The sequence below is a fragment of the Streptomyces himastatinicus ATCC 53653 genome (assembly GCF_000158915.1).
Taxonomy (GTDB): Bacteria; Actinomycetota; Actinomycetes; order Streptomycetales; family Streptomycetaceae; genus Streptomyces; species Streptomyces himastatinicus.
In genome coordinates, this window is record NZ_GG657754.1 from 5,229,088 (window position 1) to 5,244,379 (window position 15,292).

Here is a 15,292-nt window from a genome sequence, read left to right on the forward strand (position 1 = left end):
CGGGCCGCCCGCGGCGACCTCGTGCTCACCGTGGCCACCGCTTGGACGCACCGGCCACGGCCCGGCCGAACTCGCCGTCCAGGCCCGCCGGGAGGGCGGCGACTGGGTGCTGGACGGTGTGCAGACCGCCGTCCCCTGGGCCGCCGACGCCGACCACCTGCTGATCCCGGCCCACCCCGGAGCGGGCCCGGCACTCCTCGCCCTGGTCCCCCGCGACCGGGCGGGCATCGGCCTGGACGAGCAGGTGTCCACCAGCGGCGAGCGGCTGGCCGAGGTCCGGCTCGACGGCGTGCGGGCGGCCGCCCATGAGGTGCTGGACGCGGATGGCGCCTGGGACTGGCTGCGCGCGCTGCTCACCACCGGGACCTGTGCGCTGGCGCTGGGCGTCGGCACGGCGGTGCTCGACCTGACCAGCTCGTACACGTCCACGCGTGAGCAGTTCGGCCATCCGCTCGCCACGTTCCAGGCGGTCGCCGTCCAGACCGCCGACCGGTACATCGATCTGCGGGCCATGGAGGCCACGCTCTGGCAGGCCGCCTGGCGGCTCTCCCGGGACGAGAAGGACCCGGAGGCGACGGCGAACGGAGCGCTGCCGGTCGCCGGGGACGTGGCGGTCGCCAAGATGTGGGCCGCCGACGGCGTACGCCGAGTCGTCCAGACCGCCCAGCATCTGCACGGCGGCTTCGGCGCGGTCACCGACTATCCGCTGCACCGCTATCACGCCTGGGCCAAGCAGCTGGAGCTGTCCCTGGGTTCGGCCGCGGCCCATGAAGAGGAACTGGGCGAACTCCTCGCCGCCCACCCCCTCCCGTGACTAGAGCACGAACGCGCCGTCGGCCGTGCCCTCGCGGCCACCGACCATCGGGCGGCCCGCCGCCTCCCAGGCGAGCATCCCGCCGTCCACGTTCACCGCGTCCAGCCCCTGGGCGACCAGATACTGCGTCACCTGCGCGGACCGCCCGCCGACCCGGCACATCACATGCACCCGGTGCCCCTCACCGGCCGACTCGGTCAGCTCACCGAACCGGGCCACGACCTGACCCATCGGAATGTGAAGGGCGCCCTCGACATGCCCGGCCGCCCACTCGTCGTCCTCCCGGACGTCCAGCAGAAAGCCATCGGCCGGGACCGCCGCGGCCTCCACCTGGGGAAGCTGGGCAAAATGCATCACACACACCTCTCACATGACATCGGCAACCCGGCAAAACCTACTACTGCGCCAGCTCCGCGAGCCGGGCCTCCTTCTCGGAGACCTGGGCGATCAGCTGCTCGGCGATCTCGTCCAGCAACCGGTCCGGATCCTCCGGCGCCATCTTGATCATCGCGCCGATCGCGCTCGACTCCAGCTCGGAGGCGACCGCGGCCAGCATCTCCTTGCGCTCGGCCAGCCACTCCAGCCGGGCGTACAGCTCCTCGCTCCGGCTCGCCCGCCGCTCGGGCGGCGGCGGACCGGCCTCCCACTCCTCGGCCAGCTTCCGCAGCGCCACCTCGTCCCCGGCCGCGTACGCCGCGTTGACCCGCACGATGAACTCACCGCGCCGCTCCCGCTCGGCCTCCTCCTCGGCCAGGTCCGGATGGGCCTTGCGGGCCAGGTCGCGGTAGATCCGGCGGGCCTCCTCGCTCGGCCGCACCCGCGGCGGCGGCTGCACCGGCTGCTCGGTGAGCATCGCGGACGCCTCCGGCGACAGGCCCTCCGAGTCGATCCAGCCGTGGAACAGCTCCTCCACGCCGGGCATCGGCTGCACCAGTCCGCGCGCCTCGCGAGCCCTTCGCTGATCCTCCGGATCGCCGGTGCGCGCCGCGACCGCCTCGGCGATCAGCGCGTCCAGCTCGTCCAGGCGCGAGTACATCGGCCCGAGCCGCTGATGGTGCAGCCGGGAGAAGTTCTCCACCTCGACCCGGAAGGTCTCCACCGCGATCTCGAACTCGATCAGCGCCTGCTCGGCCGCCCGCACCGCCCGCTCAAGACGTTCGGCGGCCCGCGCCTCCTCCTCGGATCGCGCCTCTTCCGCCCGCGCCTCTTCCTCGGATCGCGCCTCCTCGGACGGTGCCTGCTCGGACTGGGCCTCGGCCGGTGCCTGAGATTCCTCCTGGGGCTCCGCCTCGGACACCGCCCGCTGTGCCTGTTGCTGCGCTTCCCGGTTCGTCACCCGCTCAGCCTACGTGGGGTGGCTCCCGGTGCCTGAGCCTCACACCCCCGGCTCGGCCGCTATCCGTCCGGCACGCACCGCGGCCAGCAGTTCCGCATGATCGGCCTCCGTACGGTCCGCGTACGCCACCGCGAAGTCGGCCATCGCCTCGTCCAGCTCCTCCCCCTTGCCGCAGTATCCGGCGAGCAGCCGCGGATCCGCGCTGTGCGCATGCGCCCGGGCCAGCAGGGCGCCCGTCATCCGCCCGTAGTCGTCCATCTGGTCGGCGGCCAGCGCGGCCGGGTCGACGCTCCCCTTGCGGTTCCGGAACTGCCGTACCTGGTACGGCCGCCCGAGCACCGTCGTCCACCCCAGAAGGATGTCGCTGACGACCTGCATCCGCTTCTGGCCGAGCACCACCCGCCGCCCCTCGTGGACGACGTCGGGTATCTCGAAACCGGCCCGCCCCAGATGCGGGAGCAGCGCGGACGGGCGGGCCTCCTTCACCTGGAGCACCAGCGGCTCGCCCCGGTGATCGAGCAGCAGCACCACATACGAACGCGTCCCCACGCTGCCCGTGCCCACGACCCGGAACGCCACGTCGTGCACCTCGTACCGGGCGAGCAGCGGCAGCCGGTCCTCGGGCAGCGTCCCCAGATAGTCGCCGAGGGCCGTCGCGACCGCCACCGCCTCGGCGTCCGGCACCCGCCGCAGCACCGGCGGCGCGTCCACGAAGCGCCGGGCCACGGGCCGGCCGGAGGAGCCCCCGTCGCCCGGGACCGCCTCCGTGGCCTTGGCGGCGAAGCGCGCGCTCGTGTTCCGCCGGGCCTTCTCGGCGACCCGCTCCAGCGTGCCCGCCAGATCCCGGGCGCCGGTGTGCGAGACCAGCTCCTCGTCCGCGATCGCGTTCCACGCGTCGGCGGCCGGCAGCTTGGCCAGCAGCCGCACCGTGCGCCGGTAGGCACCCGCCGCGTCACGGGCCGCCGACCGGCAGGAGTCCTCATCGGCACCGGCCTCACGACCGGCCAGCACCAGCGAGGCCGCGAGCCGCTTCACATCCCACTCCCACGGACCGTGGACGGTCTCGTCGAAGTCGTTCAGGTCGATGATCAGACCGCCGCGCGCGTCCCCGTAGAGGCCGAAGTTGGCGGCGTGCGCGTCACCGCAGAGCTGTGCGCCGACGCCGGTGACCGGGGTGCCCGCCAGGTCGTGCGCCATCAGCCCGGCCGAGCCGCGGAGGAAGGAGAACGGGGTCGCGATCATCCGCCCCACCCGGATCGGCGTCAGCTCCGGCAGCCGCCCGGCATTCGACCGCTCGACCGCCGCCACCGCGTCCGGCCGCCCGGGGGCGGGCGACGGCAGCGCGGCGTGCGCCGAGCGCGGCACCCGCTTCCGCAGCGCCTTCCCCTCCTGCTTGGGAGAGGGGCCCTCGCCGCGCCAGGCGGCGAACCCCGGGACCTGGGGCAGCCGCCGGGCCGCCCCGCCCACACCCGCGCCGTCACCCATCACGCCCCCGCTTCGTTCTCGCACGTCATCGGCACGTCCGACGGCGGCTCACGCCGTCGACCGACCAGCACCGTACCCCCGAACGCCCAAGTCCCGTCAGGGCCTGTGGAAAACTCCGGCGAGCCCGGCGAACCGACCCGGCAGGCCCGGCGAATGCCCTGCTCAGGACCGGAACTGCTCGGGGCAGCCGCCGCCTTCGGGCAGATACGTCTCCGCCCATCGCGCGAGTTCCTTCAGCGCGGGCTCCAGCGCCTTCCCCGCCTCCGTCAGCCGGTAGGCCACCCGCAGCGGAGGCCCGGGGTCCACTTCCCGGAGCACCAGTCCCGCCGTCGACAGCTCCGTGAGCCGGTCCGACAGCATCCGCTCGCTGATCCCCGGGATGGCCCGTCGCAACTCCGCGAAGTACGCCCCCTGCTCGGTCAGAACCGCCACGATCAGCCCGGTCCATCGCTTCCCGAACAGCTCGAAGACCCGGGTCATCGAGCCGTCGACCCGCTTGCACACGTGCTCGCCGTGGACCTCGCGCCCGCCTCCGTCCGCCATGGAATACACGATACTGCGTTCTCGTTGGGTGCTAAAGAAAAGTAAGCTACTGTGCCAATTGCAGGTACGTAGAAAACACCCGCTCCTTAGTGGAGCGCCTTGTCCACGGAGGCACCTCCATGCCCACGCTTCTTCACCTCGACACGTCCGTCTTCCCCGGCGAGGCCTCCGCCTCCCGCGCGGTGACCGCCACCTTCCGGCAGGAGTGGGAGGCCCAGCATCCGACCGGCACGGTCATCTACCGCGACCTGGCCGCCGAACCGCTGCCGCACCTGGACGGCCTCGCCGCCCAGGCCGGGTTCGTCCCCGCCGAGAACCACACTCCCGAGCAGCAGGCCGCCTTCGCGCTGCGCGAGACCCTGGCCAGTGAGCTGGAGCGGGCCGACGTGGTCCTCATAGGCGCCCCGATGTACAACTTCACGATCCCCTCGACCCTCAAGGCGTGGCTGGACCACGTGATCATCATGGGTCGCACCGCCGGCGCCGAGCAGACCACCACCTCGGGCACCCCGGCGATCGTCGTCGCCAGCCGGGGCGGCGGCTACGGCCCGGGCACGCCGCGGGAGAGCTTCGAGTTCGTCACGACCTACCTGGAGAAGGCACTGAGGGACGGGCTCAACCTCGACGTCCAGTTCGTCGTGCCGGAGCTCACCCTGGCCCGCAGCAACCCGGCGATGGCCGACCTGGTCGAGCTGTCGGACGCCTCCAAGGCGAAGGCCCACGAGGACGCCGCCTCGAAGGCCAAGGAGCTCGCCACCCGCTTCGCCGCCTGACCCACGGCCGTCGCCGCCTTGACCCGCGGCCGCCGCGGACCGATCCACGGCCCGGCACGGAAAGCGGGGCCGCCCCACCCGGGGAGGCCCCGCTTCCGTTTGTCCGGGACACGCGCCGGGACGCATGCCGGGACGAGCCGGGAGCGACCAATGTGGATCAAGCCGAACTGACGGTGGATCAAGCCGAAGTCGAGCCGGACGCGAGCCGGGCACAAGCGAGGCGCAAGCCGGACACAACGGGAGCCGGAACCCGAACCGAGATGGGGCGGGGATCACACCGGCCCGCCGCCCCTGCGCGACCGTCCGTCCTCATACGCGAAGCGGGCCCCTCCGAGCGACTTTCGTCACTCCGGAGAGGCCCGCTCCGACTGGTGCGCGAGGGGGGAGTTGAACCCCCACGCCCTTTCGGGCACTGGAACCTGAATCCAGCGCGTCTGCCTATTCCGCCACCCGCGCATGGGTGCTTGTCTTCCGTTCACCGCTTGGTTTTCCGGGCCTTTCGGCCCGGCGCCCCGCGGCGCCTTCCGACATCCAGAACACTAGCACGCTGGGCTGGGTGGATTCACACTCGTTGTCGACGCCCCCGCCCGGAGGGGCTCCGTCGCGGTTGCGGGACACTGTCCAGAGGGCACCTCTACGATCCTGTGAGAGGTGACACTGCTCCGCAGGGCCAGGAAGGGGAACCACCCGATTTCCCGACGCGTGGATACGATCAGTAAGCAGTACCAGGACGACACTGAGCACGACTGAGGAAGGAGGTGCCCCGTGGGAGTACTGAAGCGCTTCGAGCAGCGTCTCGAGGGACTCGTGAACGGCACCTTCGCCAAGGTGTTCAAGTCGGAGGTCCAGCCCGTCGAGATCGCGGGGCGCGCTCCAGCGTGAGTGCGACAACAACGCGACCATCTGGAACCGGGACCGGACCGTCGTCCCCAACGACTTCATCGTCGAGCTGAGCACCGGCGACTACGAGCGGCTCGCGCCGTACTCCGGGCAGCTCGGCGACGAGCTGTCCGGCATGGTCCGCGACTACGCCAAGCAGCAGCGGTACACCTTCATGGGGGGCGTCAAGGTCCACCTGGAGAAGGCCGACGACCTCGACACCGGCCTGTACCGGGTGCGCAGCCGGACGCTGGCCTCCAGCGAGTCCCAGAGCCCGGCCGCCCAGCAGGCTCCGGCCCGCGGCGGGGCACCGCAGCAGCGCCCCGGCGGCTACGGCCAGCCCGCGGGTGCGCCGCCCATGCCCAGCGCCCCTCCCGGCGCCCGTCCCGGGGCCCGGACCGGAGGCGCGGGCGTCGGCCCGCAGCCGCAGGCACAGACCCGGCGCTGGATTGAGATCAATGGCACTCGCCACCAGATCTCCCGGCCCACCCTGGTTCTGGGCCGCAGCACCGACGCTGACGTGCGCATTGACGATCCCGGTGTCTCCCGCAGGCACTGCGAAATCCGGGTCGGAACACCGCCGACCGTCCAGGATCTGGGGTCGACGAACGGCATCGTGGTGGACGGACAGCACACCACCCGCGCTACGCTCCGCGACGGCTCACGGATCGTCGTGGGCAGCACCACCATCGTTTACCGGCAAGCCGAAGGGTGAAGCGGGGGCAATGTCAGAGCTGACCCTCACGGTCATGCGGTTGGGTTTCCTCGCCGTACTGTGGCTGTTCGTCATCGTGGCCGTTCAGGTCATCCGTAGCGACCTGTTCGGGACTCGCGTGACCCAGCGCGGTTCGGCGCGCCGTGGCGCCCCCGACCGGCCGCAGCAGCAACAGCGGCAGCAACAGCAGGCCGCACCGCCCCAGCAGCGCCAGCAGCCCTCGGGCCGCGGCCGCCGCGGGGCTCCCACCAAGCTGGTGGTGTCCGAGGGCACGCTGACCGGCACCACGGTCGCGCTCCAGGGGCAGACCATCACTCTCGGTCGTGCGCACGATTCAACAATCGTGCTGGACGACGACTACGCCTCCAGCCGGCATGCCAGGATCTACCCGGACCGTGACGGCCAGTGGATCGTCGAGGACCTCGGCTCCACCAACGGCACCTATCTCGAGCGGAACCGACTCACCACACCGACACCGGTTCCGCTGGGTGCGCCGATCCGCATCGGCAAGACCGTCATCGAGCTGCGGAAGTAGTAGGACCATGACGACCGGAGGGTGGGCAGCGTGGTTGGCAAGGGGCTGTACCCGGAGCCGACGGGCGAGGTGCGCATGAGTCTGTCACTGCGTTTCGCCGCCGGGTCCCACAAGGGCATGATCCGGGAGGGCAACGAGGACTCCGGCTATGCCGGCCCCCGGCTGCTCGCCATCGCCGACGGCATGGGTGGCCAGGCCGCCGGCGAGGTCGCCAGCTCCGAGGTGATCTCCACCCTGGTCCAGCTCGACGACGACGTCCCCGGCTCGGACATCCTGACCGCCCTGGGCACCGCCGTGCAGCGGGCCAACGACCAGCTGCGCGTCATGGTCGAGGAGGACCCCCAGCTGGAGGGCATGGGCACCACGCTCACCGCCCTGCTGTGGACCGGCCAGCGGCTCGGCCTCGTGCACGTCGGCGACTCGCGCGCGTATCTGCTGCGCGACGGCGTGCTCACCCAGATCACCCAGGACCACACCTGGGTGCAGCGGCTCGTCGACGAGGGCCGCATCACCGAGGAGGAGGCGGGCACCCACCCGCAGCGCTCCCTGCTGATGCGTGCGCTCGGCAGCGGCGACCACGTCGAGCCCGATCTGTCCATCCGTGAGGTCCGGGCCGGCGACCGCTATCTGATCTGCTCCGACGGCCTGTCCGGCGTCGTGAGCCACCAGACCCTCGAGGACACCCTCGCAGCTACAGGACCGCACGAGACGGTGCAGAGCTGATCAGCTCGCGCTGCGCGGCGGCGGCCCCGATTCCATCACTGCATCGTCGCCGACGTCCTCGACGTGGACGGCGGCGACACCCTGGCGGGCCAGCTCAACGACACCCCCGTGATCGTCGGCGCGGTGGCCGAGAACCAGGTCCCCCTCGGGGACGGCGGCGCCGGCAACACCCCGGCGGGCCGCGCCGCCGAGCTGGGGCGGAACCGTCCCGTACCGCAGCAGAGCGACGCACCGGGCGGCTTCGGGCCGCCCGGCAGCGGCGACCCGGGCCTCGGCGGACCGCCCGCCGAGGGCAGCTACGGGGCCTACGCGGACGGCGACTACCACAAGAAGAGCGGCCGTAAGACCTGGGTCAAGCGGTCGCTGTTCATCGCACTGGGCCTCGCCGTGATCGGCGGCGGGCTCTACAGCGGCTATCAGTGGACGCAGACGCAGTACTACGTGGGCTCCAACGGAGACCATGTCGCGATCTACCGGGGTATCAGCCAGGACCTCGCGTGGATCAAGCTCAACAAGGTCCATGAGGACCACCGCGAGATCGAACTCAAGTACCTCCCGACCGACCAGCGCAGCCGCGTGGAGGACACCATCGCGGTCAGCGGGCTCGGCCAAGCCGAGGACAAGACGAAGGATCTCGCCACTCTCGCCAGCGCCTGCAGAAAGGCTGACGCACAGCGCAAGGCCGAGGAGAGCCAGAAGGACCTCACCGGCGGCAAGGGGCAGGCCGGCGGCGGATCCGGAGGCAAGACAGGTAGCAGCGGCAGCAGCACGCCGCAGCAGAGTCAGAGCGCGACGGGGTTGCGCGCTGCCAAGGCCACACCGACGCCGACGAACACGGCGTCGCCCTCTCCCACTCCGAAGCCGGGTCCCACCCTCTCGGAGCAGGAGAAGGACTTGGTCCCGCAGTGCAGCAGCACCCAGCCGTGAAGCCGTGAGAGGGCCGCCCACCCATGAGCAGTAGTACGACCAACACGACCACGATCAGTACGGCCGGCCCACCGAGCCGCCGCAACACCGAGCTGGCCATGCTGGCGTTCGCGGTGATCATTCCGGTCTTCGCGTACGCCAACGCGGGCCTGGCGCTCAGCGACGAGCTGCCCTCGGGCATGCTCAGCTACGGCATCGGACTCGGCCTGCTCGCGGGCGTCGGCCACCTCGTGGTGCGCAAGTTCGCCCCGTACGCCGATCCGCTGCTGCTGCCGATCGCCACGCTCCTCAACGGCCTCGGCCTCGTGATCATCTGGCGGCTGGACCAGTCGAGGCGGCTGGCCGTGCGAGCGGAGCAGATCGGTCAGACCTTCGCCCCCTCGGCGCCCAACCAGCTGATGTACTCGGCGATGGGTGTGGCCCTGTTCGTGGCCGTCCTGATCCTCCTCAAGGACCACCGGATCCTTCAGCGGTACACCTACATCTCCATGATCGGTGCGCTGATCCTGCTGATCCTGCCGATGTTCTTCCCGGCCCGGTTCGGCGCACGCATCTGGATCACCGTCGGCTCCTTCTCCATCCAGCCCGGTGAGTTCGCCAAGATCATCATCGCGGTCTTCTTCTCCGGCTACCTCATGGTGAAGCGGGACGCGCTCGCGCTGGCCAGCCGCCGCTTCATGGGGCTGTACCTGCCGCGCGGCCGTGACCTCGGCCCGATCCTGATCGTCTGGGCCATGAGCATCCTGATCCTGGTCTTCGAGACCGACCTCGGAAGCTCACTGCTGTTCTTCGGCCTGTTCGTCGTCATGCTGTACGTCGCGACCGAGCGCACCAGCTGGATCGTCTTCGGTCTGCTGATGTCCGCGGTCGGCGCGGTCGGTGTCGCGTCCTTCGAGTCGCACGTGAAGGTCCGTGTGATGTCGTGGCTGCACCCGTTCGCCGTCTACGACAACCCCCGGCCCAGCTGGGCCACCACCGACCAGATCGCCCTGTCCCTGATGTCCTTCGGTTCCGGCGGCGTCTCCGGCAGCGGCTGGGGCCAGGGCGCCTCCGACCTGATCGGCTTCGCGGCCAACTCCGACTTCATCCTCGCCACCGTCGGTGAGGAGCTGGGGCTCGCCGGCACCATGGCCTTCCTCCTGCTGTACGGCCTGATCGTGGAGCGCGGCATGCGCACCGCCCTGGCCGCCCGGGACCCGTTCGGCAAGCTGCTGGCGGTCGGCCTGTCCGCCGCGTTCGGCATCCAGGTCTTCGTCGTCGCGGGCGGTGTGATGGGCCTCATCCCGCTGACCGGTATGACGATGCCGTTCGTGGCGTACGGCGGTTCGTCGGTGCTCGCCAACTGGGCGCTCGTCGCGCTCCTCATCAAGATCAGCGACACCGCCCGGCGGCCGGCGCCCGCGCCCGCCCCCTCCACTGACGCCGAGATGACTCAGGTGGTCCGCCCGTGAACAAGCCCTTGCGCCGAATCGCGATCTTCTGCGGCCTCCTCGTCCTCGCCCTGCTGGTGCGGGACAACTGGATCCAGTACGTCCAGGCGGACGGCCTCAAGACCCACAAGCAGAACCGCCGCGTCGCGATCGCCCAGTACAGCCAGCCGCGCGGCAACATCATCGTCGACGGCCGCCCGATCACCGGGTCCAAGGAGACCGACGGGGTCGACTTCAAGTACAAGCGCACATACAAGAACGGTCCGATGTGGGCACCGGTCACCGGTTACGCCTCCCAGGCGTACGGTGCCACCCAGCTCGAGAGCCTCGAGGACGGCATCCTCACCGGCAACGACGACCGGATGTTCTTCAACCGGACGGTCGACATGTTCACCGGCAAGAAGCCGAAGGGCGGTGACGTCATCACCACCCTGAACGCCAAGGCCCAGGAAGCCGCTTACAAGGGCCTCGGCAAGAACAAGGGCGCCGTCGCCGCGCTCGACCCGCGCACCGGCAAGATCCTCGCCCTCGCCTCCACCCCGAGCTACGACCCGTCGAAGTTCGCGGGCAGCTCGACGAGCGACTCGGACGCCTGGACGGCGATGGGGAAGGACAAGGAGCAGCCGACGCTGAACCGGGCGCTGCGGCAGACGTACCCGCCCGGCTCCACGTTCAAGGTCGTCACCGCCGCGGCGGCGCTGGAGAACGGCAAGTACACGGACATCGACGGCGCGACCAACTCGCCGCTGCCGTGGCGGCTTCCGCTGTCCACCCAGCCCCTGCGCAACGAGGGAAACATCCCCTGCGAGAACGCCACCCTGCGGCAGGCCCTGCGCTACTCCTGCAACACCGTCTTCGGCAAGCTCGGTGACGACCTGGGCAAGGACAAGATGCTGGAGGAGGCGAAGAAGTTCGGCTTCAACGACGAAATCTTCATGCCCGTCCGCGCCGCCGAGAGCGTCTACCCCGAGAAGATGGACCGGCCGGGCAACGCCCTGTCCTCGATCGGCCAGTTCGACACCCGCGCCACCCCGCTCCAGATGGCCATGGTCGCCGCCGGGATCGCCAACGACGGCAAGCTGATGAAGCCGTACATGATCGACTCGCTGCGCGCCCCCAACCTGAACACGATCGACCAGACCAGCCCGGAGGAGATGAGCCAGCCGCTCAGCTCGGAGAACGCGGGCAAGCTCCAGGACATGATGGAGACCGTGGTCAAGGAGGGCACCGGCACCAACGCCCAGATCCCGGGCGCCACGGTCGGCGGCAAGACCGGTACCGCGCAGCACGGCGTCGACAACAGCGAGAACCCGTACGCGTGGTTCATCTCGTACGCCAAGACGGACGAGGGTTCCCCGGTCGCGGTCGCCGTCGTGGTGGAGAGTTCCGACACCCTCCGCGACGACATCGCGGGCGGCAAGCTGGCGGCGCCGATCGCCAAGGACGTGATGAAGGCGGTACTCGCCAGCGAGCGCGACAAGTGACGCCGGTCACGCCCTGATGCCAATCCCGCACGTCGTCGTACCGGTCCGGTATCAAGTATCGGCCGAGGCCGGGTCGCGTAAGGCGTGCCGGGTACCGTATGCGCGAGCAGCACTTCGCCGGCCCCCCACACAGGGTGCGGCCGGGAATGACGGAAGAGGGCTGGAGTAGCTATGGAAGAGCCGCGTCGCCTCGGCGGCCGGTACGAGCTGGGCTCGGTGCTCGGCCGCGGTGGCATGGCGGAGGTCTACCTCGCGCACGACACCCGCCTCGGCCGCACTGTCGCCGTGAAGACGCTCCGGGTGGACCTCGCCCGCGATCCGTCCTTCCAGGCCCGGTTCCGCCGAGAGGCCCAGTCGGCAGCCTCGCTCAACCACCCGGCGATCGTCGCGGTCTACGACACCGGCGAGGACTACGTCGACGGTGTCTCGATCCCGTACATCGTGATGGAGTACGTCGACGGCTCCACCTTGCGTGAGCTTCTCCACTCCGGAAGAAAGCTGCTCCCCGAGCGCTCGATGGAGATGACGGTCGGGATCCTCCAGGCCCTGGAGTACTCGCACCGGAACAACATCGTCCACCGGGACATCAAGCCGGCGAACGTGATGCTCACGCGCAGCGGCCAGGTCAAGGTGATGGACTTCGGCATCGCCCGGGCCATGGGCGACGCCGGTATGACCATGACGCAGACGGCGGCCGTCATCGGCACCGCGCAGTACCTCTCCCCCGAGCAGGCCAAGGGCGAGACCGTCGACGCGCGCAGCGACCTGTACTCCACCGGCTGTCTGCTCTACGAGCTGCTGACGGTGCGGCCGCCGTTCGTCGGGGACTCCCCGGTGGCCGTGGCCTACCAGCACGTACGGGAAGAGCCGCAACCGCCGAGCACGTACGACCCCGAGATCACCCCGGAGATGGACGCGATCGTCCTGCGGGCCCTGGTCAAGGACCCCGACTACCGCTACCAGTCGGCCGACGAGATGCGCGCCGACATCGAGGCGGCGCTCGAGGGCCAGCCGGTCGCCGCGACCGCCGCTCTGGGCGCGGTCGGCTACGGCTCGAACGACCAGCCCACGACGATGCTGCGGCCGCAGGACTCCGGTCCGGCGACCTCGATGCTGCCCCCGATGCGGGACGACGACGGCGGCTTCGGCTACGACGAGCGGCCGGAGCGCCGCCGCGGCGGCCCGGAGAAGAAGAGCAACCTCTCGACGATCCTGTTGGTGGTCGCCGGCGTCCTGGTGCTGGTCGGCGCGATCTTCATCGGCAAGGCGATCTTCACAGGCGGCAAGAACGACGACATGGTCCCGGTGCCGTCGCTGGTCGGCAAGTCGTTCAAGGAGGCCAGTGCCCAGGGGCAGAACGGCGACTTCAAGGTCAAGAAGGCCGGTTCCGATTTCTGCGACCAGGCGAAGGACACGGTCTGCAGGCAGAACCCGGAGAGCGGCGAGATCAAGCGGAACGACACGGTCGAGCTGACCATGTCGAAGGGCAAGAAGCCGGCGGCGAAGGTCGAGGTCCCCGACGTCCTCAACGTCCAGTTCGCGTCGGCGAAGGCGCAGCTGGAGGCCAAGGGCTTCAACGTCGACAAGGCGACCGAGGAGTCCGACCAGACCGCGGGCAAGGTCATTCGCCAGAGCCTGGACTCCGGAAGGAAGGTCGCCAAGGGTGCCGACATCACCCTGACCGTCGCCGCGCCGCAGCAGCAGGTCCCCGTCCCCGACGTGACCACCAAGCAGCAGGCGGAGGCCGAGGCCACTCTCAAGGCACAGGGCTTCAAGGTCGAGTCGACGGAGCAGGACAGCGCCGACGCCCAGGCCGGTACGGTCATCAGCCAGGACCCGCCCGGCGGCGGGACGGCCGCGCCCGGCTCCACCATCAACCTGACCATCGCCAAGGCCCCGGAGCAGCAGGAGCAGGTCCAGGTGCCCAACCTGGGCGGCCAGAAGCTCAAGGACGCCAAGAAGGCTCTCCAGGACCTCGGGCTCAACGTGGGCAACATCCAGGGTGAGCAGGACGACAACGCGACCGTGGTCGCCAGCAACCCCGGCGCCGGCACCCAGGTGCCCAAGGGGCAGTCGGTGAACCTGGTCACGGTCAAGGGCAACGGCGGCGGAGGCGACGACGACGGAGGCTTCTTCGGCGGCCTCGGCTAGCGCCCCGTACGCACGGCACCACCGCACGGGGAAGCCCCCGGCGCCCGGGAGAGGGCGCCGGGGGCTTCCCCGTGTGCGGAGGGCGTTTCCGTCAGCGCAGCTCCTTGGGGAGCGTGCGGTCCGCGTCGACCTTCTCGGTGCGCTCCAGCTCGCCCCAGACGATGTAGCGGTGCCGCGAGGTGTAGACCGGGGTGCAGGTCGAGAGGGTGATGTAGCGGCCCGCCTTCTTCTTGCCCGACTCCTTCGGGACCGCCTTCAGCACGTCCACGTTGAACTTCGAGGTCTCGGGCAGCGTCGCGTAGATCTTGTAGACGTACCAGGTGTCCCGGGTCTCGAAGACGACCGCGTCACCGTCGTTGATCTTGTCGATGCCGTGGAACTTGGCGCCGTGCCCGTCCCGGTGGGCGGCCAGCGAGAAGTTGCCGGACTTCGCCCAGGGCATCGCGGACTTGATCGGCTCCGTGTAGTACCCGGCGACGCCGTCGTTGAGGACCTTGGCCGAGGTGCCCTTCTTGACCAGCACCTCGCCGTCGCCCATGGCCGGGACGTGGAGGAAGCCGATGCCGTCCTTGGTGTCGAGCCTGCCCGGCCCCTTGTCGGCCCAGTGCTTGCGCACCTGGTCGCCCTGCTTCTTCGCCTCGCGGTCGGCGAGGACGTTCGTCCACCACAGCGAGTAGGCCACGAAGAGGGCCAGGATCAGCCCCGCGGTGATCAGCAGCTCGCCCAGCACCCCGATGGCCGCCGCGATCCGTCCGCGGCCGGAGCGGCGGGTCGGCGTGGCGGGCGGGGCGGGGTCCCGGCCCTGCCGCTGGTCGTGGTCGGTCCGTGCCACCGCGTGGTACCCCTTTTCTGGATCTTCCCGGTCCTACTCGACCAGTGCGTCCGGCTTCCCCTCGCTGCGCGGCCGCTCGTCGACCATCTTGCCCCAGACGATCATCCGATACGTGCTGGTGAACTCGGGTGTGCAGGTCGTCAGCGTGAGGTAGCGGCCGGGCTTGGTGAAGCCGGAGCCGGGCGGCACCGGGCCGATGACGCCCGTGTTGGAGGGGGACGTCTGCGGCAGGATGCTGGTCATGTCGTAGGTGTAGAACCGGCTCTGCGTCTCGACGACGATCTTGTCGCCGGCCTTGAGGCGGTTGATGTAGCGGAACGGCTCGCCATGGGTGTTGCGGTGCCCGGCGAGCGCGAAGTTGCCCTTCTTGTCCCACGGCATCGCGGTCTTCAGCTTGCCCTTGGCGTAATGGCCGACCATCCCGCGGTCGAGGACCTTGTGCTTGTCGATCCCCTCGGCGATCGGGGCCTTCACGTCCAGCTTGGGGATGTAGATGATCGCGAACCCCTGACCGGGGGAGAACACTCCGGGATCGCGGTCCGCGCCCTTCGTGTCCCACTTCTTCTGGAGATCACCCGCCGCGCCGTTCGCCTGCTGGTGCGCCAGGATGTTGGTCCACCACAGCTGGTACGTCACGAAGAGCAGCATCACCACACCGAGGGTGA

General features: G+C 70.1%; 11 protein-coding genes, 1 tRNA gene and 3 pseudogenes. 8 read left to right on the forward strand and 7 right to left on the reverse strand.

The window, feature by feature from the left end; genetic code table 11:
• Nucleotides 1-814, forward strand: a pseudogene (locus SSOG_RS22035) (acyl-CoA dehydrogenase family protein); the annotation flags it as partial.
• Here SSOG_RS22035 and SSOG_RS22040 read toward each other — a convergent pair.
• From SSOG_RS22040 to SSOG_RS22055, 4 genes are all read right to left on the reverse strand, one after another.
• A complete protein-coding gene (locus SSOG_RS22040) occupies nucleotides 815-1,168 on the reverse strand; it encodes a rhodanese-like domain-containing protein (RefSeq protein WP_009716450.1) in 354 nt (117 codons plus the stop codon). It abuts the pseudogene before it with no gap.
• Between the two features lie 43 nt (nucleotides 1,169-1,211).
• Nucleotides 1,212-2,150, reverse strand: coding sequence for a hypothetical protein (locus SSOG_RS22045; RefSeq protein ID WP_245606345.1), 939 nt, complete (start codon nucleotides 2,148-2,150; stop codon nucleotides 1,212-1,214).
• A gap of 39 nt (nucleotides 2,151-2,189) precedes the next feature.
• Nucleotides 2,190-3,635, reverse strand: a complete 1,446-nt coding sequence (locus SSOG_RS22050; RefSeq protein WP_039938331.1) for a DUF2252 domain-containing protein — start codon at nucleotides 3,633-3,635, stop codon at nucleotides 2,190-2,192.
• Between the two features lie 162 nt (nucleotides 3,636-3,797).
• Complete coding sequence (locus SSOG_RS22055; protein WP_039938333.1) at nucleotides 3,798-4,178, reverse strand: winged helix-turn-helix transcriptional regulator; 381 nt, start codon at nucleotides 4,176-4,178, stop codon at nucleotides 3,798-3,800.
• A 119-nt stretch (nucleotides 4,179-4,297) separates the two neighbouring features.
• Here SSOG_RS22055 and SSOG_RS22060 point away from each other — a divergent pair, with 119 nt between their 5' ends.
• Complete coding sequence (locus tag SSOG_RS22060) at nucleotides 4,298-4,951, forward strand: FMN-dependent NADH-azoreductase (RefSeq protein ID WP_009716454.1); 654 nt, start codon at nucleotides 4,298-4,300, stop codon at nucleotides 4,949-4,951.
• A 369-nt stretch (nucleotides 4,952-5,320) separates the two neighbouring features.
• Here the strand turns inward: SSOG_RS22060 and SSOG_RS22065 are convergent.
• A tRNA-Leu gene (locus SSOG_RS22065) sits at nucleotides 5,321-5,407 on the reverse strand.
• Nucleotides 5,408-5,716: 309 nt separating this feature from the next.
• Between SSOG_RS22065 and SSOG_RS22070 the strand changes: the two are divergent.
• The 6 genes and pseudogenes from SSOG_RS22070 to pknB all read left to right on the forward strand — a co-directional run bounded on the left by SSOG_RS22070 (nucleotide 5,717) and on the right by pknB (nucleotide 13,795).
• Nucleotides 5,717-6,545, forward strand: a pseudogene (locus SSOG_RS22070) (FhaA domain-containing protein).
• A gap of 10 nt (nucleotides 6,546-6,555) precedes the next feature.
• Nucleotides 6,556-7,080, forward strand: a complete 525-nt coding sequence (locus SSOG_RS22075) for an FHA domain-containing protein FhaB/FipA (RefSeq protein ID WP_009716456.1) — start codon at nucleotides 6,556-6,558, stop codon at nucleotides 7,078-7,080.
• 75 nt (nucleotides 7,081-7,155) lie between these two features.
• A pseudogene (locus tag SSOG_RS22080) lies at nucleotides 7,156-8,730 on the forward strand (PP2C family protein-serine/threonine phosphatase).
• Between the two features lie 23 nt (nucleotides 8,731-8,753).
• Nucleotides 8,754-10,181: an FtsW/RodA/SpoVE family cell cycle protein gene (locus SSOG_RS22085; RefSeq protein WP_009716458.1), complete on the forward strand. Its 1,428-nt coding sequence runs from the start codon at nucleotides 8,754-8,756 to the stop codon at nucleotides 10,179-10,181.
• Nucleotides 10,178-11,644, forward strand: a complete 1,467-nt coding sequence (locus tag SSOG_RS22090; RefSeq protein WP_009716459.1) for a peptidoglycan D,D-transpeptidase FtsI family protein — start codon at nucleotides 10,178-10,180, stop codon at nucleotides 11,642-11,644. The genes SSOG_RS22085 and SSOG_RS22090 overlap by 4 nt, the downstream gene beginning before the upstream one ends.
• A 171-nt stretch (nucleotides 11,645-11,815) precedes the next feature.
• Nucleotides 11,816-13,795, forward strand: coding sequence for a Stk1 family PASTA domain-containing Ser/Thr kinase (gene pknB / locus SSOG_RS22095; protein ID WP_009716460.1), 1,980 nt, complete (start codon nucleotides 11,816-11,818; stop codon nucleotides 13,793-13,795).
• A gap of 91 nt (nucleotides 13,796-13,886) precedes the next feature.
• Here the strand turns inward: pknB and SSOG_RS22100 are convergent, their stop codons facing one another.
• Both SSOG_RS22100 and SSOG_RS22105 read right to left on the reverse strand, forming a co-directional pair.
• On the reverse strand, nucleotides 13,887-14,627 hold the full coding sequence (locus SSOG_RS22100; RefSeq protein ID WP_009716461.1) for a class E sortase: 741 nt from the start codon (nucleotides 14,625-14,627) through the stop codon (nucleotides 13,887-13,889).
• Between the two features lie 33 nt (nucleotides 14,628-14,660).
• The coding region (locus tag SSOG_RS22105) for a class E sortase (RefSeq protein ID WP_063631584.1) at nucleotides 14,661-15,292 on the reverse strand (632 nt) is incomplete at its 5' end.

Coding starts and splice junctions, on each gene's coding strand:
- SSOG_RS22040 (WP_009716450.1), bottom strand. CDS start 1,168: ATGCATTTTGCCCAGCTTCCCCAGGTGGAGGCCGCGGCGGTCCCGGCC.
- SSOG_RS22050 (WP_039938331.1), bottom strand. CDS start 3,635: ATGGGTGACGGCGCGGGTGTGGGCGGGGCGGCCCGGCGGCTGCCCCAG.
- SSOG_RS22055 (WP_039938333.1), bottom strand. CDS start 4,178: ATGGCGGACGGAGGCGGGCGCGAGGTCCACGGCGAGCACGTGTGCAAG.
- SSOG_RS22060 (WP_009716454.1), top strand. CDS start 4,298: ATGCCCACGCTTCTTCACCTCGACACGTCCGTCTTCCCCGGCGAGGCC.
- SSOG_RS22075 (WP_009716456.1), top strand. CDS start 6,556: ATGTCAGAGCTGACCCTCACGGTCATGCGGTTGGGTTTCCTCGCCGTA.
- SSOG_RS22085 (WP_009716458.1), top strand. CDS start 8,754: ATGAGCAGTAGTACGACCAACACGACCACGATCAGTACGGCCGGCCCA.
- pknB (WP_009716460.1), top strand. CDS start 11,816: ATGGAAGAGCCGCGTCGCCTCGGCGGCCGGTACGAGCTGGGCTCGGTG.